Origin of the sequence: Streptomyces sp. CA-146814, assembly GCF_050942385.1 — a bacterium.
Lineage (GTDB): Bacteria > Actinomycetota > Actinomycetes > Streptomycetales > Streptomycetaceae > Streptomyces.
In genome coordinates this window covers 6,054,583-6,075,089 of sequence record NZ_CP192068.1, presented here as the reverse complement: position 1 = coordinate 6,075,089, position 20,507 = coordinate 6,054,583, and the positions used below count along the sequence as shown (strand labels likewise).

Here is a 20,507-nt window from a genome sequence, read left to right as displayed (position 1 = left end):
GGCCCCGTCACTCCCCCGCAAGCACCACCGTCTCCGCCGCGTCGAACCGGACACCCACCACCGCCCCCTCGTCCGGGGTGTCCCGCAGGGCGCACTCGGCCTCCAGCACCGGGGCGTTCTCCGGGGTCAGCCGCACGGTCACGTGGTTCCCGCGGAAGGTGCGGACGCCGACCGTGGAGCGCAGCCCGTCCTCCGGGGCGCCGATCAGCACCCCGGCCGGGCGGACCAGCAGGTCCACCTCGCCCTGCGGCGAGCCCTCCGGGACCGGCACCTTGCCCCAGGCGGTCGCGGCGGCCCGGCCGGTCACCGTCGCCGGGGTCACGTTGTCGAAGCCGAGGAAGCGGGCGACGAACGCGGAGGCGGGGTGCTGCCAGACGTCCAGCGGGCTGCCTTCCTGGGCGATCCGGCCGTCCCGCATCACGACGACCCGGTCGGCGAGTGCGAACGCCTCACCCTGGTCGTGGGTGACGGCCAGCACCGTCGTACCCAACTCCTGGAACAGGGTGCGCAGTTCGATGACGAGCCGTTCGCGCAGGCTGCGGTCGAGCTGGCCGAGGGGTTCGTCCAGCATCAGGAGCTTGGGGCGCGGGGCGAGCGCCCGGGCCAGGGCGACGCGCTGCTGCTCGCCGCCGGAGAGGGCGGCGACGGCACGGCGTTCGGCGCCGGGGAGGCCGACCAGCTCCAGGAGTTCACGGACCCGGCGCTCGGACTCCGCTCGGCCGGTGCCGTGCATCCGCAGCCCGAAGGCGACGTTGGCGCCGACATCGCGGTGCGGGAAGAGCTGGTGGTCCTGGAACATCAGGCCGAGGCCGCGCCGGTGGACCGGGACGCCCGCCTGGTCCTGCCCGGCCAGCAGCACCCGGCCGCCGTCCATGGGCTGGAGTCCGGCGACGGCCCTCAGCAGGGTGGACTTGCCGCTGCCGCTGGGGCCGAGCACGCAGACGATGCGGTGGTCGGCGACCTCCAGGTCGACGGCGTCGAGCGCGGCCCGCTGCCCGAACCGTACGGTGGCTGCCTGCAGGCTCAGCATGGTGGTCAGAACTCCCCGGATCGGTCGGTACGGATGCGTTCGAGGAGCAGCAGCGAGACCGCGCACACCAGCATCAGGATGGTGCTGAGGGCCATCGCCTGCCCGTAGTTCAGCTCGCCGGAGCGACCCAGCAGCCGGGCGACAGCGACCGGCAGGGTCGGGTTGTCGGGCCGGGCGATGAAGACGGTGGCGCCGAACTCCCCGAGCGACACGGCGAACGCGAAGCCCGCCGCGACCAGCACCGCCCGCCGCACCAACGGCAGATCGACCTCGCGCCAGGCCCGCAGCGGCGAGGCCCCCAGTACGGCCGCGGCCTCGCGCAGCCGGTCGTCCACCGCGCGGAGGACGGGAAGCATGGTCCGTACGACGAAGGGGACGCCCACCAGCGCCTGGGCCAGCGGGACCAGGATCCAGGAGGTCCGCAGGTCCAGCGGCGGCTCGTCGAGGGTGATGAGGAAGCCGAAGCCGACGGTGACGGCGGAGACCCCGAGCGGCAGCATGAGCAGCGCGTCGAAGCCGCGTACGAGCCGTCCGGCCCGGCGGGTCAGGGCGGCCGCCGCCAGACCTCCGACGACCAGGGCGATGAGGGTGGCGACGAACGCGTACTGAAGGGAGTTGCCGACGGCCTCCAGCGGCGGTACGAGGAAGGTCGAGCCGCTGCCGTCGGCCGTCTGGAGGGCCTCGTAGTAGCCGAGGCCGTACCCCTGCGGCCCGTCGAACGACCGCTCCACCAGCACGCCGAGCGGCAGCAGGATCAGCAGCAGCGCGGTGAGCAGCACCCCGCCGAGCAGCGCCCACTGTCCGGCGCCGTGCGGCCGGCGGGAGGTCTGGGCCGGGTCGACGAGCTTCAGTGCCCGCTCCCGGCGGCGTACGGTCACGGCGTGCACGGCGAGGATCCCGCCGACCGCCACGAACTGGACCATGGTCAGCACGGCGGCCGTCGGCAGGTCGAGGAGCTGGGCGGTCTGGCGGTAGACCTCCACCTCCAGGGTGGAGTAGGCGGGGCCGCCGAGGATCTGCACGACACCGAACGAGGTGAACGTGAAGAGGAAGACCATCAGCGCGGCCGCCGCCACCGCCGGGCCGAGCGCGGGCAGCGTCACCCGCCGCCAGGCGGCGAACCGTCCGGCGCCGAGGACCCGGGCGGCCTCCTCCTGACGCGGGTCGAGCTGCGACCAGAGTCCGCCGACCGTCCGCACGACGACGGCGTAGTTGAAGAAGACGTGCGCGAGCAGAATCGCCCACACCGTGGTGTCGAGCCGCAGCCCCCACAGCTCGTCCAGGAGACCGCCGCGCCCGAGCAGCGCCAGGAACGCGGTGCCGACGACGACCGTGGGCAGCACGAACGGCACGGTGACGACCGCGCGCAGCACCTGCTTTCCCGGGAAGTCGAAGCGCGCGAAGACGTACGCGCCGGGCAGCGCGATCAGCAGGGTGAGCGCGGTGGAGGCGAGGGCCTGCCAGGTGGTGAACCAGAGGACGTCGAGGATGTCCGGGCGGGACAGCACCTCGCCGATCCGCCCGAACTGCCAGACACCGTCCGCCTTCAGCCCGCGTCCGACGATCGCGGAGACGGGGTAGGCGAAGAAGACGGCGAAGAACGCGACGGGCGCGGCCATCAGGCCGAGCCGCACCGCCGCTCCGCGCCGCCCACCGCCGGTCCCGCCCTTGGACCCGGCGGCGGGCTCGGCGGCTTCGGCGGCCTTGGTGGGGCCGTCTACTTCACGGCGATCGAGTGCCACGCCTGGACCCACTGCTCACGGTTGGCGGCGATCTTGTCCGGGGCCACCGTGGCCGGCTTGTCGACGGTCTCACCGAACTCGGTGAAGATCTCCGGCAGCTTCGCGTCGGTGACGACCGGGTTGACGAACATGTTCAGCGGCACGTCCTCCTGGAACGTCTTGCTGATCAGGAAGTCGAGCAGCGCCTTGCCGCCCGCCTCGTTCTTAGCACCCTTCAGCAGCCCGGCGTACTCGGTCTGCCGGAAGCAGGTCCCGGCGGAGACGCCGGTGGGGGCCTCCTTGGGCTGCGGGTCGGCGTAGAGGACCTCGACGGGCGGGCTGGAGGCGTAACTGACGACGAGCGGGCGGTCCGCCTTGGCCTTCCTGCCGCCTGCGGAGCCCGAGAACTCCTCGTTGTAGGCCTGCTCCCAGCCGTCGACGACCTTGACGCCGTTGGCCTTCAGCTTCTTCCAGTAGTCCTGGTAGCCGTCCTCGCCCTGGGAGGCGATGGTGCCGAGGAGGAAGCCGAGGCCGGGCGAGGAGCCGGCCGCGTTCTCGGTGACGAGGAGGTTCTTGTACGCGGGCTTGAGCAGGTCCTCGAAGGTCTGCGGCGGGTCGAGCTTCTTGTCGGCGAAGTACTTCTTGTCGTAGTTGACACAGATGTCACCGGTGTCGACGGGCGTGACGCGGTGCTGGTCGTCCTGCTCGGTGCCCTTCGCGACCCGGTCCAGGCCCTTGGCCTCGTACGCGGTGAAGAGGCCGTTGTCGAGAGCGCGGGAGAGCAGGGTGTTGTCGACGCCGAAGAACACATCGCCGCGCGGGGAGCCCTTGGTGAGGATCTCCTGGTTGAGGGCCGCGCCGGCGTCGCCGCTCTTGAGGAGCTCGACGGTGTAGCCGCTCTCCTTGGTGAACTGCTTCAGCACGTCTTCCGAGGCGTTGAAGGAGTCGTGGGTGACCAGGGTGACGGTCTTGGAGCCGCTGCCCTTCGACGCGCCGGAGCCCGCCGAGGTGTCGTCACCGGAGTCGCCGCAGCCCGCGAGGACGGTGACGCCGAGCGCCGCGGCGAGCGCGGTCGCGGCGTACTTCTTGGTGGTGTTCATGTGATTCCTCCTGGAGGTGACCAGGAAGAGACGCGGCCCCGCCCGCCCCCGGAGACGTGACAGACGTACCGGAAGCGGGCAGGGCGCAACAGCTTGAGTAAGGTCCGAACTTCCTACCCGGAATGACCCGGGCGAGGTTCAGAGGGTCTGCGGCCAACCTGTCCTTGGTGCCGCACTCTCAGCGCTGTGGCGCTCCCCTGTCGGAATATGAAGTTGATTTCGCGCCCAGGCTACACCGGCGGATTTCGGCCGGTCGCCGTGAGGCCGCTATGTGATCAGCGCTCGGAAGCCGCTGTGTGATCAGCGCTCGGAGGCCGCCAGCTGCCCGCAGGCCCCGTCGATCTCCTGGCCGCGGGTGTCCCGGACGGTGACGGGCACTCCGTGGGCCGCGATGGCCTCGACGAACGCCTTCTCGTCCTCGGGCCGCGAGGCGGTCCACTTGGAGCCGGGCGTGGGGTTCAGCGGGATCAGGTTGACGTGCACCCGCTTGCCCTTGAGCAGCCTGCCGAGCAGGTCGCCGCGCCAGGCCTGGTCGTTGATGTCCCGGATCAGGGCGTACTCGATGGAGATGCGGCGGCCGGACTTCTCCGCGTACTCCCAGGCGGCGTCGAGCACCTCGCGTACGTTCCACCGGGTGTTGACCGGGACGAGGGTGTCGCGCAGCTCGTCGTCCGGGGCGTGCAGCGAGACGGCGAGACGGCACTTGAAGCCCTCGTCGGAGAAGCGCAGCATGGCCGGGACGAGCCCGACCGTGGAGACGGTGATCCCGCGCTGGGAGAGGCCGAGGCCGTCCGGCTCGGGGTCGGTGAGCCGGCGGATGGCCCCGACGACCCGGTTGTAGTTGGCGAGCGGCTCGCCCATGCCCATGAAGACGATGTTGGAGAGCCGGGCCGGACCGCCGGGCACCTCGCCGTCGCGCAGGGCGCGCATGCCGTCGACGATCTGGTGCACGATCTCGGCGGTCGACAGGTTGCGGTCGAGCCCGGCCTGCCCGGTGGCGCAGAACGGGCAGTTCATCCCGCAGCCCGCCTGCGAGGAGATGCACATCGTGACGCGCTCCGGGTAGCGCATCAGGACGGACTCGACGAGCGTCCCGTCGTGCAACTTCCACAGCGTCTTACGGGTGGTGTCGTCGTCGCAGCTGATGTGCCGCACCACGGACATCAGGTCGGGGAACAGCGCCTCGGCGAGCTTCTCCCGGGACCCGGCGGGGATGTTGGTCCACTGCTCCGGGTCGTGCGCGTACCGCGCGAAGTAGTGCTGCGAGAGCTGCTGGGCGCGGAACGGCTTCTCGCCGGTCGCGGCTACCGCTTCCTTGCGCTCGGCGGGCGTGAGGTCGGCGAGGTGCCGCGGCGGCTTCTTGGCTCCGCGGGGCGCGACGAAAGTGAGTTCTCCGGGCTTAGGCATGGTTCATCCAGTGTCGCAGACAGACGGGTGAGGGCCCGCCGCCCTGTGGACGACGGACCCTCACTCGTGGAACGTGCAGGTGGGACGTGGTGCGCGCCCTCGAAAGGACGCTCAGCCGGAGCCGACGAACAGCACCAGCAGCAGCCAGACCACCGGCGCGGTCGGCAGCAGCGAGTCCAGCCGGTCCATGATGCCGCCGTGGCCGGGGAGCAGGGTGCCCATGTCCTTGATCCCGAGGTCCCGCTTGATCATGGACTCGCCCAGGTCGCCGAGGGTGGCGCTGACGGCGACCGCGAGGCCGAGGAGCAGGCCCTGCCACCAGGCGCCGCCGTCGATGAGGAACTCCATGCACAGCGCACCGGCCACCATCGCGAAGGAGACGGCGCCGAGCAGGCCCTCGCGGGTCTTGCCGGGGCTGATGCGGGGGGCGAGCTTGTGGGTGCCGTAGCGCCAGCCCACCGCGTACGCCCCGGTGTCGCTGACGACCGTGAGGACGAGGAAGACGAGGACCCGCCAGTGCCCGTCGTCCGCCGTCAGCATCATGGCGACGAAGGTGGCCAGGAACGGGACGTAGAACGCGGCGAAGACGCCCGCCGTGACGTCCTTGAGGTACCCCTCCGGCGGCTCGATCATCCGCCAGACCAACACCGCCAGGGCCGTCAGGGCCATGGCGACCCACGCGCCCTCCGCACCGCGCGCGTAGCCGGCGACGACCATCGCGGCCCCGCCGACGGCCAGCGGGATCAGGGGCGCCTTGATGCCCTTCTGCTCCTGGAGCCGGGAGATGAGCTCCCAGAGGCCGACGACGACGGCGACGGCGACGACACCCACGAAGACGGCCTTCACGATGAACAGCGAGGCGACGATGACGGCGCCGAGCCCCACGCCGACCCCTATGGCGGCGCGCAGATCACGCCCCGCACGCTTCTTCTGCGGCGGGGACGGCAGCGGGGTGGACATGGGCTCCTGCGGCATCTCGTCACGGAACAGGGGGCCGCCGACGTGCGCGGCGTCCCCGTTCCGGTTGGCGCGGCTCTGTGCGTCTCTACCTGCGTCGGGGACGTCCGGCACGTTGGGCATGGGCCGAGTCTGCTGGGCTTCATGCGCATCGTAGGCGGGACCCGCCGGAGCGACCCCCATCTCGGGGGCACCCCGGTAACCGGCTCCCTGCGGTGCACCCCAGGAAGAGTCGTTCATCAGACTTCGAGCAGCTCGGCTTCCTTGTGCTTGAGCAGCTCGTCCACCTGCGCCACGTACTTCGCGGTGGTGTCGTCGAGCTCCTTCTCGGCGCGGCGCACCTCGTCCTCGCCGGACTCCTTGTCCTTGACGAGCTTGTCGAGCGCTTCCTTGGCCTTGCGGCGGATGGAGCGGATCGAGATCTTGGAGTCCTCGGCCTTGGTCTTGGCGACCTTGATGTACTCCTTGCGGCGGTCCTGGGTGAGCTCGGGGAACGTCACCCGGATGATGTTGCCGTCGTTGCTCGGGTTGACGCCGAGGTCGGAGTCACGGATCGCCTGCTCGATGTTGCGCAGCGCGGTCTTGTCGAACGGCGTCACGACGGCCATCCGCGCCTCGGGAACCGAGAACGAGGCCAGCTGGTTGATCGGGGTCAGCGCGCCGTAGTAGTCGGCGACGATCTTGTTGAACATCGCCGGGTGCGCACGGCCGGTACGGATCGCGGCGAAGTCCTCTTTCGCGACGACGACGGCCTTCTCCATCTTCTCCTCGGCCTCGAGGAGGATTTCTTCGATCACCACGTGCTCCTGCGTGTCTTGAGCGGACCCGTCATCGACGGGCCCTGCGGGTCCTGCGTCGCGTCCTCACCTGCACGGTGTCCGACCGGCAGGCCGTTGTCCATCCTGGGGGGCCGTCAGGCCCGGGTGCTCTCGTCGCTGACGAGCGTGCCGATCTTCTCACCCTTGACGGCCCGGGCGATATTGCCCTCGGCGGTCAGCTCGAAGACGAGGATCGGCAGCTTGTTGTCACGGCACAGCGTGATGGCGGTGGCGTCGGCGACCTTCAGGTCGCGCGTGATCACCTCGCTGTACTCCAGCGCGTCGAACTTCACCGCGTCGGGGTTGGCCTTGGGGTCGGAGTCGTAGACCCCGTCCACGCCGTTCTTCCCCATGAGCAGCGCCTCGGCGTCGATCTCCAGGGCGCGCTGGGCGGCGGTGGTGTCGGTGGAGAAGTACGGCATGCCCATGCCGGCGCCGAAGATGACGACGCGCCCCTTCTCCAGGTGCCGTACGGCGCGGAGCGGGATGTACGGCTCGGCGACCTGGCCCATGGTGATGGCGGTCTGGACGCGCGAGTCGATGCCTTCCTTCTCCAGGAAGTCCTGGAGCGCCAGGCAGTTCATGACGGTGCCGAGCATGCCCATGTAGTCGGACCGGGCCCGGTCCATGCCGCGCTGCTGGAGCTCGGCACCGCGGAAGAAGTTGCCTCCCCCGATGACCACCGCGATCTGGGCGCCGTCGCGTACGACGGCGGCGATCTCGCGGGCGATGGTGTGCACGACGTCGGGGTCGACGCCGAGGCCGCCACCGCCGGCGAAGGCCTCGCCGGAGAGCTTCAGCATGAAGCGCCCGGAAAACGTGTCGTCGCGCTTGTCGTCGGCCTGAGTGGCGTCCGCGCCCATGTCCATGAAAATTCTCCTCGTGCACATACGAAGAAGGCCATTGCCGGTGGGTCTGGTGTCCCTACAGCGGCAATGGCCTCCTCGTCAGATCTGCGGTCGTCCGGCGTGGGTGCGGCCGTCGACTGCACCAGACCCTATCGGGTCCGGCGCTGTTCGCCCGGACGGACTCAGATGCCGACCTTGATGCGCGAGAAGCGCTTCAGGGTGACACCGGCCTCGTCCAGGACCTTCTGGACGGACTTCTTGGCGTCCAGCGCGTACGGCTGGCCGAGGAGCGTGGCCTCCTTGAAGAAGCCGTTGACGCGACCCTCGACGATCTTCGGGAGGGCGGCCTCGGGCTTGCCCTCGGCGCGGGTGGTCTCCTCGGCGACGCGGCGCTCGGCCTCGACGACCTCGGCCGGGACGTCCTCGCGGGAGAGGTACTTCGGCGCGAAGGCGGCGATGTGCTGGGCGATGCCCTTGGCCAGCTCGGCGTCGGCCTTGTCCAGCTCGACCAGGACACCGATCTGCGGGGGCAGGTCGGGCATGGTGCGGTGCATGTACACGGAGACGAAGTCGCCGGTGAACTGCGCGAAGCGGTCCAGGACGATCTTCTCGCCGAGGTTGGCGTTGGCCTCGTCCACGTACGCCTGGACGGTCTTGCCGGGCTCGATCTCGGAGACGAGGAGCGCGGCGATGTCGGCCGGGGAGGTCGCGGCGACGTGCGCGGCGAGCGTGTTGGCGACGGTCTGGAACTTGTCACCCTTGGCGACGAAGTCCGTCTCGCACTTCAGCTCGAGGAGGACGCCGGACGTCTTGTCCTCGGAGATGAGGGAGACGACGGCACCGTTCTCGGCGGAACGGCCCTCGCGCTTGGCGACGCCCTTCTGGCCCTTGATACGGAGCGCCTCGACGGCCTTGTCGACGTTGCCGTCGGCCTCGTCGAGCGCCTTCTTGCAGTCCATCATGCCGGCGCCGGTGAGCTCGCGGAGCTTCTTGACGTCAGCGGCGGTGTAGTTCGCCATGAGTCTGTATGTCTCTCTCGAAGTCTGAAAGATCTACGGGTGAACGGCGGGGGCCGCGCTGGTGGCGCCGGCCCCCGCCGTCAGCAGCCGTGACGGGTGTCAGGCCTGCTCGGCGTCCGCGTCGGCGGCCGGAGCGTCGGCAGCGGCCTCGGCCTCGGCGACGGCCTCGGCCGGCTTCTCGGCGTCGGCGACCTTCTCGGTCTCGGCGGAGGACTGGACCTCGGCGGCAGCCGCGGTCTCGTCCTTCTTGTCGCCCTCGAGCAGGTCGCGCTCCCACTCGGCCAGCGGCTCGCCGGCGGCCTTCTCGCCCGGCTTCGAGTCACCGGTGGCGGCACCGGAGCGGGCGATGAGGCCCTCGGCGACGGCGTCGGCGATCACGCGGGTGAGCAGGGTGACGGAGCGGATCGCGTCGTCGTTGCCCGGAATCTTGTAGTCGACCTCGTCGGGGTCGCAGTTGGTGTCGAGGATCGCGACGACCGGGATGTGGAGCTTGCGCGCCTCACCGACGGCGATGTGCTCCTTCTTGGTGTCGACGATCCAGACGGCGCTGGGCACCTTCTGCATCTCGCGGATACCACCGAGGGTCTTCTCCAGCTTGGCCTTCTCACGCGAGAGGACCAGGAGCTCCTTCTTGGTGAGGCCGGAGGCGGCCACGTCCTCGAAGTCGATGAGCTCGAGCTCCTTCAGACGCTGAAGGCGCTTGTAGACGGTGGAGAAGTTGGTGAGCATGCCACCGAGCCAACGCTGGTTGACGTACGGCATGCCGACGCGCGTCGCCTGCTCGGCGATGGCCTCCTGGGCCTGCTTCTTCGTACCCACGAACATGATGGAGCCGCCGTGCGCGACGGTCTCCTTGACGAACTCGTAGGCGCGGTCGATGTACGACAGCGACTGGAGCAGGTCGATGATGTAGATGCCGTTGCGCTCGGTGAAGATGAAGCGCTTCATCTTCGGGTTCCAGCGACGGGTCTGGTGACCGAAGTGGACGCCGCTTTCCAGCAGCTCCCGCATCGTGACGACGGCCATGGCCGTACTCCTTGAGGTGCTCGGTTATCGCGACCGCAGGTTTGCGTTCGCGCCTGACGCCCCGATCGCGCCGTGCCACAAGGGACCGAGGGGCGCGGCCACCGTCCCGGAAGAGGGAGGTGGCGGGGCGTGCGAAGTCGACCCGGTGACCCGGATCGCCGTAAGAAGTGTACGGGACCCGCCGGGTGCCGGGTGACGGCGATATCCACAACCGGTGGGTAGTCCACAGGCGCGGACCAAGATCCCCGGAATCCGGGCCTCCGGGGGAGCGTTGATCCATGCGATTCCAGCGATTTCTGCGATTGCCGCGACGCTTGCGGCTCCCGTCCCGCTCGGCCGGCCCGCGTCGGTGGGGCCTGCCGATGGTGCTGCTGGCCGTTGTGCTGTCGGCGGCCGCGTTGCCGCCGCCCTCGGTGGGGCTGTCCGCCGGGGCGCGGCTTCTTCCGGCGGTCCGGGGCGGGGAGGAGGTACCGCCGGAGGCGGAGGTGTCCTCGTCGACAGAGGAGACGGGCGGGGGCGCGGACGGCTTCGAGGGGACATACGCCGAGCTGGACGGTGGGCCGGTCTGGCCGCTGGCCGGAAGGCCTGCGGTGTTACGGGGGTGGGAGCCGCCCGCCGACCCGTACGGGCCCGGCCACCGCGGCGTCGACCTGGCGGCTCGGCCGGGCGACGCGGTACTGGCCGCCGCCACCGGCCGGGTCTCCTTCGCGGGGCGGGTGGCCGGGCGCGGGGTGGTCGTCGTCGAGCTGGCCGGGAGCGGGGCTCCAGCGCTGCGCACGACGTACGAGCCGGTGCGGGCGCTGGCGGCCAAGGGGGACGAGGTGGCCGCGGGGCAGACGGTCGGTCTGCTGGAGGCGGGGCCGTTCCACTGCGCGGCAGGCTGTCTGCACTGGGGGCTGCGGCAGGGCGACGCCTACCTCGACCCGCTCTCCTTGCTGCCACCGGCCCTGCTACGACGCGGCCCGTCGCGGCTGCTGCCGGTGTTCGGGGTGCCGGAGCCGGAAGAGGCGGCGGCGCCGGGACCGGGAGCGGCGCCGGGGACCGACGCGTTCAGCCGCGTACGCCGCGCAGGATCATCGCGACGGCGGTGTCCGCGATGACGCCGGGCTCCTCCGCCACGCTCAGCTCGATACGGCGCACCGCGGCGTCCACCGAGCCCTGGAGGAGCATCGCGGCGAGCCTCGGCTGGGTGTGGCCGAGGTCGCCGAGCGCCTCGACGATCATGGCGATCAGCCCGCCGTGCGCGGCCCGGATCTTCTCCCGGGCTCCGGCGTCCAGTTCGCTCGCGGAGATCGCGACGACCGCGCGGTGGCGGCGGTCGCCGACGAGATCGAGCTGGCGGCGCACATACGCCTCGATCTTCGCCTCGGGGGTCTCGGCGCGCTCCATCGCGTTCTCGACCTCGGCCGCCCAGACGGGGAAGTCGACGGCGCAGAGCTCCTCGACGACGGCGGCGCGGGAGCGGAAGTACTCGTACACGGAGGACCGGGCGAGGCCCGTGCGCTCGGCGAGTGCGGGGAAGGTCAGCGCCTCCGTACCGCCCTCGGACAGCAGGGAGCGCGCGGCGTCCAGGAGGGCGCCGCGCTGCATGGTCCGGTGCTCGGCCACGGAGGCCGCTCGAATCCTGGGCACGCATCCACTCTACGGCGGCAGCTGCCGGAGGGAAGGGCTCAGCCTCTCTCCGGGTGGCCGGAGGGGACGGTTTCAGCGTCCGGCGTCGGCCAGTTTGGCCCGGAGCTGGAGGACGGATTTGGTGTGGATCTGGCTGACGCGGCTCTCGGTGACGCCGAGAACGTTGCCGATCTCCGCGAGGGTCAGGCCCTCGTAGTAGTAGAGGGTCACGACCGTCTTCTCACGGTCGGGGAGCGTGTTGATGGCGCGTGCGAGCAGCCGTCTGAGCTCGCGGTCCTCGGCGACCTCCACCGGATTGTCGGCGGCGGTGTCCTCCAGGGTGTCCATCAGGCTCAGCCGGTCGCCCCCCTCGCCGCCGACGTGCAGCAGCTCCTCCAGGGCGACCACGTTGGCCAGGGACAACTGGCTGAAAACCGCGTGCAGTTCCTCCAAGGCGATGCCCATCTCCGCGGCGACCTCGGACTCGGACGGGGTACGCCGCAGCTGCGCCTCCAGCGTGGCGTAGGCGCGCTCCACGTTCCGCGCCTTCTGCCGCACGGAGCGCGGAATCCAGTCGAGCGCGCGCAGTTCGTCGATCATCGCGCCGCGGATCCGCGTGATCGCGTACGTCTCGAACTTGATGGCCCGCTCGATGTCGAACTTCTCGATGGCGTCGATCAGTCCGAAGACCCCGGAGGAGACGAAGTCCGCCTGCTCGACGTTGGACGGCAGCCCCACACTCACCCGGCCCGCGACGTACTTGACGAGCGGCGAGTAGTGCAGGATCAGCTGTTCCCGCAGCCGCTCGTCGCCGGTGGTCTTGTACGAACGCCACAGTTCGTCGAGCGAGGAGGGGGCGGGAGGGCGCACAGTGCCACGCGCAACCGGTGGTACTGCCGCGCGGTCAGACCCGGAGGTGTGCTGGGGCATGTGGTGCCTTGAGCCGTTCTGCCGTGAAGTGCTGGGGGACTTCTGTCTGGGGCGGAATCCTTGTGAGCGTAGCGTGACTGCGGTGTCGCAGTCCGCACAGGAGCGGAGATCGGGGCCGCGTGATGGCGTTCTGCCGTTCATGCCGCCCGCGCCTGCCGGGAGCCGGGGCCATCGCGACGGGCGACGGCCCCAGCAGGTCACCGATCGATCGTGCGAGGTCATCGGCCTTACCTTTTCACCCGAATGCTCCAGGTCAAGAACCGCCTCGCCGTGCGTCGCCGTCGCGGGGTGACGGAGGCGTCAACCGCCAGTGGTCGCCCTCGCGTTCGACGAACCCCAGTGAGTGCAGTTCGTACAGCCGCCCGAGCGTCTCATCGACGGAGGTCCCCGCGCCGCGAGCGAGGTCACGGGGGCTGATCAGACCGTGGTACGGGAGGGCGTCGAGGACCCTCGCCGCCACCGGGTCCAGCCGGTCCCGCGGCAGTACCGGGCCGCGGCGGTCCGGTGCCAGGTCGCCGATGTCGCCGATCAGCTCGGCGACTTCGGACGCGTCGGTGACCAGCACCCCCTCGCCGCGGAGGAGTTCATGGACTCCGGCCGACAGTCCGCTGGTGGCGGGCCCCGGCACGCCCATCACGAACCGGCCGAGGCGCTGGGCCTGACGGGCGGTGACGAGGGAGCCGCTGCGGTACTCGGCCTCCACCACGACCGTTCCTCTGGTCAGCGCGGCGATCACCCGGTTGCGGAGGACGAACCGGCTGCGGGTGGGGTGGGAGCCCGGCGGCAACTCCGCGACCACCAAGCCCTGTTGGGCCACCCGGCCGATCAACTCCGCGTGGCCGCGCGGGTAAGGGACATCAACCCCGCAGGCCAGCACCGCTGCCGTCGCGCCGCCCACCGCCAGGACCCCGCGGTGCGCCGCCCCGTCCACGCCGAACGCGGCGCCCGACACCACCACCCAGCCGCGCTCCGCGAGCCCGGCGCCGAGGGTCGCCGCCATGTGGGCCCCGTACGGCGTGCAGGCCCGCGCACCGACCACCGCGACCGAGCGCAGGGCCCACAGCCGCAGGTCGGGCCGGCCCCGCACCCAGAGCCCGACGGGCCGAGCGTCCCCCAGGTCGTCGAGCTGGCTCGGCCACTCCCGGTCCCCCGGGCAGACGAGGCGCCCGCCCAGGGCTGCCACCGCCGCCAGGTCCCGCTCGGGTTCGGCCGCCGCCGCCCGGAGCCGGCAGCCCTCCAGCCGTACGGCGGTCATCCCCGGCAGCTTCTCCGCCGTGCCGTCCGCGACGCGCAGCGCCCGCAGCAGCGCGACAGGCCCCACCTGCCGCAACCACGCCCCGGCCCGCTCGTCACCCGGCTCCAACACGCGGGTCAAGGCGGCCCGCGCCACCCGCTCAGGTTCGAGGACCGGCTCCCCCGGCGACTCCGGCCCCTGCACCGGCCGGCCCAGGTCCGCACCGGAGCCCGGCCCCGGCAACTCCGAACCAGCCCCGTCAAGCTCCGCGACCTGCCCCCGCACCGAAACCCCCCTCACAGCGCCCCCGCCTCCATCGCGACCCCCCGCTGGATGCCGGTCCGCAGCTCCAGGGCCACCGCGATGTCGCGGGCCTCCGGCCGGGGAGCGCCTCTCAGGTCGGCCACCGTCCACGCCACCCTCAGCACCCGGTCCAGGCCCCGGGCGGTGAGGATTCCGCGCTCCAGGTCCCGTTCCGCCGCGGCCAGCGCTCCGGGGGCCGCCAGGAGACGGGTCCGCAGCTCGTGGCCGGGCACCTCGCTGTTCGTCGTCCACGGTGTCCCGGTCAGCCGCTCCGCCGCCCGCGCCCTGGCCTCCCGTACCCGTGCCGCCACCACCGCCGTCGGCTCGCCCCGGCCACCCTGCTCCAGCAGGTCCGCCCGGTCGACCGGCTCCACCTCGACCCGGAGGTCGACCCGGTCGAGAAGCGGGCCGGACAGCCGGGCCTGGTAGCGGCGGACCACCGAGGGCGGGCACTCGCAGCCCGCACCGGAGAGGGTGTGCCGGCCGCACGGGCACGGGTTGGCGGCCAGCACCATCAGGAACCGGGCCGGCAACCGCACCACCCCCGCCGCCCGCGCCACCACCACATGGCCCGACTCCAGCGGTTGCCGCAGCGCGTCCAGCGCCTTGCCCGAGAATTCGGGAGCCTCGTCAAGAAAAAGAATCCCGCGGTGAGCGAGCGACACCGCTCCCGGCCTCGGCATCCCGTTGCCGCCGCCCACCAGGGACTGCATGGTCGCCGAGTGGTGCGGGGCGCAGTAGGGCGGCCGGGAGACGAGCGGTTCACCCGGCGGGAGGATGCCCGCCACGGAGTGGACCGCCGTCACTTCGAGGGACTCCTGCCGGGTCAGCGGCGGCAGGACCGCCGGGAGGCGCTCGGCCAGCATCGTCTTGCCCGCGCCCGGCGGACCCGAGAGGAGCAGATGGTGTCCCCCGGCCGCCGCCACCTCCAGGGCCTTGCGCGGGCGCGGCTGTCCCGCCACGTCCGCCAGGTCCGGCGCGTGGCCCTCGCCGCGCACCGAGGCCGGGGCCAGGCCCGCGCCGAGGCCGGTGCCCGGAACCATGAGCCCCGCGAGCATGGCGTCGGGGCGCCCCCGGTCGTCCAGGGGCTCGTCCGGGACCGGTTCGTCGCAGAGGATCGCGATGAGCTGGCGCAGGCTCCGGACGCCGCGGACCGAGACGCCCGGCACCAGGGCCGCCTCACCGGCCGTCTGCTCGGGGACGACGACCTGCTGGTATCCGGCCTCGGCCGCCGCGAGGACGGCCGGCAGCACTCCCCGTACGGGACGGACCCGGCCGTCGAGCCCCAGCTCGCCGATCATCACCACGTCGGCGATCGCGGCGGGGTCGATCCGCTCCGCCGCGCCGAGCACCGCACACGCCACGGCGAGATCGAAACCCGATCCACTCTTGGGGACCGAGGCCGGGGAGAGCCCCACCGTGAGCTTCTTCTGCGGCCACTCGGCCCCGGAGTTGACCACCGCCGCCCGCACCCGGTCCCGGCTCTCGATCAGGCTCTTGTCCGGCAGCCCGACCAGCGTGAAGGCCGCCACCCCGGGCTCCAGGTCCGCCTGGACCTCCACCACCACGCCCTCGACACCCACCAGCGCCACGGAACACGCCCGTGCGTACCCCATCAGGACACCCCCCGTGCGTGCTCGGTGACAGGCGCCCCCCGCCGGGGCACGATCACCCCGATCAGATCGATCCGGACCCCGCCGTCCGGTGGTCCGCCGTGCCGCTCCAGCCAGATCTCGGCGAGCCGGCGCAGCCGGTCCGCCTTGACCGGCGTGACCGCGGCCATCGGATGTTCGAACGCGCCCGACCTGCGGGTCTTCACCTCGCAGAAGACCAGTGCGTCACCGTCCCTGGCGATGATGTCGACCTCTCCGGCGCGACACCGCCAGTTGCGCTCGACCACGGCCATTCCGGCGTCGGTCAGCAGCCGTGCCGCCAGATCCTCGCCGTACCGCCCGAGTGCCCCCCGTGCGTTCATATCGGCACCACCTCCGCCACCGACTCTGACCCGGCCGGACGGAAGTTGTGGATCTTGGTGGATAACCCTCCCGATGTGGAAAACCCGGCCACCCTCACGGGTGACCGGGTCTGTTCCGCATCTCGCACGAGTCGGCGGCCCCAGGACGTGCGGGCCGCGCGGGGTCAGCCTCCCGGAAGTTCCAGATCGCTCTTGTTGAGCTCTTCGATGTTGACGTCCTTGAAGGTCAGCACGCGGACCTGCTTGACGAACCTCGCGGGCCGGTACATGTCCCAGACCCAGGCGTCCGCCATGGACACCTCGAAGAAAACCTCACCCTGGACGGAGTGCACCTGCATCTCGTAGTCGTTGGTGAGGTAGAAGCGCCGTTCGGTCTCGATCACATATTTGAACAGACCGACGACATCGCGGTACTCCCGGTAGAGCTTCAGCTCCATCTCGGTCTCGTACTTCTCGAGGTCCTCGGCGCTCATGGCATGTTTCCCCTTCAGCCGTGCGTCCCCCCATTGTGCGTCAGCCTCCGGCGCCCCTGGACGATCAGGCGATCTCGGCGGCGAGGACCAACGGAACACTCGGGGGACCCTCGTCGAGGAGCGTGCGCAGCAGCTCGGCGAGTCTGGTCGGGTACACCGTCTCACGCGCCGCGAGAAGTTCGGCGGAAGTCCACCACCTCAGACCGGAGACGCTGCGCAATTCGAGCTCGGTGAGGCCCTGCGGCGCGGTGGCGGTCTGTGCCGTACGGGCGAGGAAGTACCACTCGTCCTGGTGCCAGCGCCGCCCGTCGAACGGGAAGGAGCAGGTCCGCTTCCAGAGCACCGGGCCCAGCTCGATGTCGGTGATCCCGGTTTCCTCGGCCAGCTCGCGGCGGGCGGCCTCCTCATGGGTCTCCTCGCCCTCCAGGCCGCCGCCGGGGGTGAACCACCAGTCGTTCCCGAGGTCGCCCGGCTCATGGCCGTGGAGCAGGAGGATGCGGTCGTCGGGGTCCAGGAGCACCACCCGGGCGACCCGGCGCGCAGTCACCGGGTGGTTCCGGCGGTCCGCCGACGGCGGGCGGAGCGGGCGGCGACGGGTCCGTACGCCGCTCCGCCCAGGATGAGGACCACGCCGACCAGCACCGCCCCCACCTGGAGCGGGAGCGGGCCGTCGGCGGAGACTCCGCCGGGCAGCGCGGCGAACGAGGCGGGGCGGCCGATCATGCCGCTCATCGGCCAGGCCACCGCGTCGACCCGGGCCTGGACGGCGCTCAGGGGTACGGAGCCCTGCCCGGCGTCCTCCAGATGGACCCGGGAGTCCAGCGAGGTGGACCGCTCGTCGCCGAGCAGGAAGATCTGGCCCTTCGGCACCTTGGCGGAGAAGTCCTGCGGCGAGGCGGGCGCACGTGTCCCCGCGGCGGCGGGCCCGCGGTCGATGTACGGCTCCTCCACCGGGGTCCCGCCGACGGTGAGGCGGCCGTCCTGGTCGCAGCAGGCGACCGTGTCCCCGCCGACGCCGACCACGCGCTTCACCATCGGGGTGTCGCCCCAGACGCTGTCGGTGAAGACCACCACGTCACCGCGCCGGACGTCGGCACCGTCTATCCGCTCCGCGAGTATCCGGTCGCCGGCGTTGACCGTGGGAGACATGGAGTCGGTCGGGACGGCGTACGGCTTGTACACCACCGCCGCCCAGAGGAAACCTCCGAGGAAGAGGACACAGCCGACGGCCACGGCCAGGCCCGACACCATGGTGCCGGTCCGGCCGCGGCCGTCGTCCTCACGTTGCGTACGGCTCATCCCAGCGCTCCCCCATCGGAGATCGACAATCGCTGATCCGAGTCGGCACCCTACCCGGCGGTACGCCCGGCGGTCAGTCTCCGGCGCCGCCAGAACACGAGGGGCAGCGCTCCGGCCACTCCCAGTGCGGCCGGGGCCATCGCGGCGGCGGCGTTCAGCCCGGGCTGGTCGAACGTGCTGGGGATCGGCAGCGTCGCCCAGCGGCCCACGGGCCAGGCGACGCCGATGGCGCGGCCGACGACCTCGTCGTTGGAGACGGTGCCCTGGCCGGGGAGCTCCTGGTGGTAGCGGGAGTCCAGGGAGTTCTGCCGGTGGTCGCCCATGACGAAGATCCGGCCCTCCTCGACCTTGATCGGGCCGAAGGGCTCGTCGTTGCACGGGGTGTTGCCCGGGAAGATGAACGACTTCTCGTCGAGCACCTTGCCGTTGACCGTGACCGGCCCGTTCTCCTTGCACTCGACGGTGTCGCCGCCGACCGCGATGACCCGCTTGATCAGGTCCTTGTCCTCGGAGGAGGGCATCAGACCGATGAAGCTGAGGAACTTCTGCGCGATGTTGGGTTCCGGAGTCGCGGTGTCCTGCAGCCAGCCGCCCGGGTCGTGGAAGACCACGACCTCGCCGCGCTCCGGCTCGGAGCCGAACCAGGGTGTCAGCTTGTCGACCAGCACCCGGTCGCCACGCTGCAGCGTGTTCTGCATCGAGTCCGAGGGGATCGAGAACGCCTGGATCAGGAAGGTCTTGATCAACAGCGCCAGAATCAGCGCGATCCCGATGAGCAGCGGCAGCTCCATCCAGAAGGAGCGCTGCTTCCGGGGAGGCCTGCCACCGCCCGGAGTGCCGCCGTCACCGCCCGGATCACCACCGCCGTCACCGTCCGGCGGGACCGCCGCCCCGCCCGCGGGAGAGTCGTCGCGCTCCGGCCGGTCCTCGGGTTCGTCGTGTCCGGATCGTGCGCCGACCGCCAAATCCCCCACATCCACTCCTCAGTACGTGCCACTGCCCGCGACCGGTCCGGTGCAGGCCCACCACTCCCATAACGAGCGGGAGTTCCGCAGGGGTCGGGAGCCGGACCATTCCGTCGCGATCCAGAGTGGCAACCCTATGCGACGGCCCCGGAATCGCGGCCTCCGATCCGCTCGCCCGCGCCACGGCGGCGAAGGTCTCGCGCTCCTCCAGAGTGGTCCAGTTGGAGAACGGCCAGGCGATCACGACGGCCCGTCCCACCACCTCTTCCTCGGAGACCGTGCCCTTGCCCGGCTCGTCGAGATGGAAGCGGGAGTCGGCGGAGTTGGACCGGTGGTCGCCCATCATGAAGAGGCGGCCCGCCGGAACCTCCACCTCGAACTGGACGGTCGAGGGCCGGTCGTCCGGGTGCAGATAGGCCTCGTTCAGCGGTACGCCGTTGACGGTGACGCGGCCGTCGGTGCCGCAGCACTTCACGGTGTCGCCGCCGACGGCCACCACGCGCTTGATCAGGTCCTGCTCGTCGTCGGAGGGCAGCAGCCCGATGAACTTGAGCGCCTCGGTGGCCTGCTTGACGCCGATGGGCGGGTCCTCCTTGCCGGCCGCGTTCTCCTGCTGGAGCCAGCCGCCGGGGTCCTTGAAGACGACGACGTCCCCGCGCTGCGGCTTCGCCCCGAAGTTCGGAGTCAGCTTGTCGACCAGGACGCGGTCGCCGATCTTGATGGTCTGTTCCATCGATCCGGACGGGATCACGAACGCCTGGACGAGGAAGGTCTTCAGGACGAGCGCGATCAGCAGCGCCATCACGATGAGGACCGGTATCTCCTTCACCGCGGACCTGCGCCGCTTGCGCCGGACCTTCTTGGCGAGCCTGCGGCGCTCGGCCCGGGTGGGCAGCGAGCGGGGCGTGGTGGGCCGGCTCCCGGTCGGCAGGGACGCGTCGGGGGCCGGGGCGCCGCGCGGGCGCCCGCGGTTACCCATGCGCCCTGCCGGGCTCCCGTACGCCGTCGAAGGCGCCGGTCCCCTCCAGGCCGCCGGTCCGGGCGGGCGGCCAGCCCAGCCAGTCCACCCGGCCGATCACGCGCTCGACGGGAACCATCCCGCCGCCGGGCGATCCGAGGTGGTCGCGGGAGTCGCTGGAGCGGCTGCGGTGGTCGCCCAGCATCCAGAGCGTGCCCTGCGGAACGACGATGTCGAACGGCGCGCCGGAGGCGGTGTCCCCGGGATGGAGGTACGTCTCGTCCACCGCCACCCCGTTCACCCGGAGCCTCCCCCGCGCGTCGCAGCAGACGACCCGGTCGCCGCCCACGCCCACCACACGCTTCACGAAGTCGGTGTCAGGAGGCTCCGCGAGGCCCAGGGAGGCCACCGCCCAGCGTGCCGGCGCGGCCACCGGGTTGGCGTCCAGGTCCTCCCGTACGAAGGAACCGGTCCCGTCGAAGACCACGACGTCCCCGCGCTCGGGCTCGGCGCCGAAGCGGTACGCCAGCTTGTTGACGAGCACCCGGTCCCCGACCCGCAGCGTGGGCTCCATCGAGCCGCTCGGGATCAGAAAGGGCTGGACCACGAAGGCGCTGAACAGCAGCAGCCCGGTCACACCCGCCACCCCTGCAACAAGGACGCGCCGCCGCCAGGGCCGTACGGAGACGACAGCGCCCCGGAAACGCGAGAAGCGCGACCCCTCCTCGGACCCGGTGCGGGGTTCCGAGGAGCGGTCGCGCTCCGAGTGCTCTGCTTGCGTCTCCATCGGGGCCGAATCCTATCCGGCCGCGCTGTGGACGCCAGAGGGTGCC

The 20,507-nt window shown here is 71.3% G+C and carries 20 protein-coding genes and 1 pseudogene; 1 reads left to right on the top strand and 20 read right to left on the bottom strand.

Annotation, left to right across the window (positions count from 1 at the left end; translation table 11 throughout):
* Positions 1 to 7: 7 nt before the first annotated feature.
* From ACQP09_RS27325 to rpsB, 9 genes are all read right to left on the bottom strand, one after another.
* Positions 8 to 1,030, bottom strand: coding sequence for an ABC transporter ATP-binding protein (locus ACQP09_RS27325; protein WP_433404197.1), 1,023 nt, complete (start codon positions 1,028 to 1,030; stop codon positions 8 to 10).
* Between the two features lie 5 nt (positions 1,031 to 1,035).
* The gene (locus ACQP09_RS27320) at positions 1,036 to 2,649 is read right to left on the bottom strand and encodes an ABC transporter permease (RefSeq protein WP_433406781.1); all 1,614 of its coding nucleotides are present in this window, start codon (positions 2,647 to 2,649) and stop codon (positions 1,036 to 1,038) included.
* A gap of 98 nt (positions 2,650 to 2,747) precedes the next feature.
* A complete protein-coding gene (locus tag ACQP09_RS27315; RefSeq protein ID WP_433404194.1) occupies positions 2,748 to 3,851 on the bottom strand; it encodes a thiamine ABC transporter substrate-binding protein in 1,104 nt (367 codons plus the stop codon).
* Positions 3,852 to 4,151: 300 nt separating this feature from the next.
* Positions 4,152 to 5,258 carry a 23S rRNA (adenine(2503)-C(2))-methyltransferase RlmN gene (rlmN, locus tag ACQP09_RS27310; RefSeq protein ID WP_030569530.1) on the bottom strand — a complete coding sequence of 369 codons (1,107 nt, stop codon included), beginning with the start codon at positions 5,256 to 5,258 and terminating at the stop codon, positions 4,152 to 4,154.
* Positions 5,259 to 5,369: 111 nt separating this feature from the next.
* The gene (locus ACQP09_RS27305; RefSeq protein ID WP_433404190.1) at positions 5,370 to 6,455 is read right to left on the bottom strand and encodes a phosphatidate cytidylyltransferase; all 1,086 of its coding nucleotides are present in this window, start codon (positions 6,453 to 6,455) and stop codon (positions 5,370 to 5,372) included.
* Positions 6,455 to 7,012, bottom strand: coding sequence for a ribosome recycling factor (gene frr / locus ACQP09_RS27300; protein WP_403249253.1), 558 nt, complete (start codon positions 7,010 to 7,012; stop codon positions 6,455 to 6,457). The genes ACQP09_RS27305 and frr overlap by 1 nt, the downstream gene beginning before the upstream one ends.
* Before the next feature lie 116 nt (positions 7,013 to 7,128).
* On the bottom strand, positions 7,129 to 7,902 hold the full coding sequence (gene pyrH / locus ACQP09_RS27295) for a UMP kinase (RefSeq protein ID WP_356752740.1): 774 nt from the start codon (positions 7,900 to 7,902) through the stop codon (positions 7,129 to 7,131).
* Between the two features lie 161 nt (positions 7,903 to 8,063).
* Positions 8,064 to 8,900, bottom strand: a complete 837-nt coding sequence (gene tsf, locus ACQP09_RS27290; protein WP_433404187.1) for a translation elongation factor Ts — start codon at positions 8,898 to 8,900, stop codon at positions 8,064 to 8,066.
* Positions 8,901 to 8,999: 99 nt separating this feature from the next.
* Entirely contained in the window at positions 9,000 to 9,926 is a 927-nt protein-coding gene (rpsB, locus tag ACQP09_RS27285; protein WP_433404184.1) for a 30S ribosomal protein S2, read from the bottom strand.
* 362 nt (positions 9,927 to 10,288) lie between these two features.
* On the opposite strand from rpsB, the gene ACQP09_RS27280 reads away from it, so the two are divergent.
* Complete coding sequence (locus ACQP09_RS27280; protein WP_433404181.1) at positions 10,289 to 11,026, top strand: peptidoglycan DD-metalloendopeptidase family protein; 738 nt, start codon at positions 10,289 to 10,291, stop codon at positions 11,024 to 11,026.
* Here the strand turns inward: ACQP09_RS27280 and ACQP09_RS27275 are convergent.
* The 11 genes and pseudogenes from ACQP09_RS27275 to lepB (ACQP09_RS27225) all read right to left on the bottom strand — a co-directional run bounded on the left by ACQP09_RS27275 (position 10,977) and on the right by lepB (ACQP09_RS27225) (position 20,461).
* Complete coding sequence (locus ACQP09_RS27275; RefSeq protein WP_018488723.1) at positions 10,977 to 11,534, bottom strand: TetR/AcrR family transcriptional regulator; 558 nt, start codon at positions 11,532 to 11,534, stop codon at positions 10,977 to 10,979. The genes ACQP09_RS27280 and ACQP09_RS27275 overlap by 50 nt on opposite strands.
* 96 nt (positions 11,535 to 11,630) lie before the next feature.
* Positions 11,631 to 12,467 (bottom strand): RNA polymerase sigma factor WhiG, encoded by an 837-nt coding sequence (gene whiG, locus ACQP09_RS27270; protein ID WP_356752733.1) that lies wholly within the window; start codon positions 12,465 to 12,467, stop codon positions 11,631 to 11,633.
* Between the two features lie 253 nt (positions 12,468 to 12,720).
* A complete protein-coding gene (dprA, locus tag ACQP09_RS27265) occupies positions 12,721 to 13,833 on the bottom strand; it encodes a DNA-processing protein DprA (protein ID WP_433406779.1) in 1,113 nt (370 codons plus the stop codon).
* A gap of 164 nt (positions 13,834 to 13,997) precedes the next feature.
* Positions 13,998 to 15,620, bottom strand: coding sequence for a YifB family Mg chelatase-like AAA ATPase (locus ACQP09_RS27260; RefSeq protein WP_433404177.1), 1,623 nt, complete (start codon positions 15,618 to 15,620; stop codon positions 13,998 to 14,000).
* Entirely contained in the window at positions 15,620 to 15,979 is a 360-nt protein-coding gene (locus tag ACQP09_RS27255) for a YraN family protein (RefSeq protein WP_433404174.1), read from the bottom strand. Before ACQP09_RS27255 ends, ACQP09_RS27260 begins: the two co-directional genes overlap by 1 nt.
* Positions 15,980 to 16,143: 164 nt before the next feature.
* On the bottom strand, positions 16,144 to 16,452 hold the full coding sequence (locus ACQP09_RS27250; RefSeq protein WP_003965949.1) for a DUF2469 domain-containing protein: 309 nt from the start codon (positions 16,450 to 16,452) through the stop codon (positions 16,144 to 16,146).
* A 64-nt stretch (positions 16,453 to 16,516) separates the two neighbouring features.
* Positions 16,517 to 16,999 (bottom strand): NUDIX hydrolase, encoded by a 483-nt coding sequence (locus tag ACQP09_RS27245; RefSeq protein WP_433404171.1) that lies wholly within the window; start codon positions 16,997 to 16,999, stop codon positions 16,517 to 16,519.
* Positions 16,996 to 17,751, bottom strand: a complete 756-nt coding sequence (gene lepB / locus ACQP09_RS27240; protein WP_433404168.1) for a signal peptidase I — start codon at positions 17,749 to 17,751, stop codon at positions 16,996 to 16,998. The genes ACQP09_RS27245 and lepB (ACQP09_RS27240) overlap by 4 nt, the downstream gene beginning before the upstream one ends.
* A gap of 50 nt (positions 17,752 to 17,801) precedes the next feature.
* Complete coding sequence (gene lepB, locus ACQP09_RS27235) at positions 17,802 to 18,716, bottom strand: signal peptidase I (RefSeq protein WP_433406778.1); 915 nt, start codon at positions 18,714 to 18,716, stop codon at positions 17,802 to 17,804.
* Positions 18,619 to 19,695 (bottom strand): annotated as a pseudogene (gene lepB / locus ACQP09_RS27230) (signal peptidase I); the annotation flags it as partial. The gene lepB (ACQP09_RS27235) and the pseudogene lepB (ACQP09_RS27230), both read right to left, overlap by 98 nt.
* Positions 19,688 to 20,461, bottom strand: coding sequence for a signal peptidase I (gene lepB / locus ACQP09_RS27225; RefSeq protein WP_433404167.1), 774 nt, complete (start codon positions 20,459 to 20,461; stop codon positions 19,688 to 19,690). The gene lepB (ACQP09_RS27225) and the pseudogene lepB (ACQP09_RS27230), both read right to left, overlap by 8 nt.
* Positions 20,462 to 20,507: the final 46 nt, after the last annotated feature.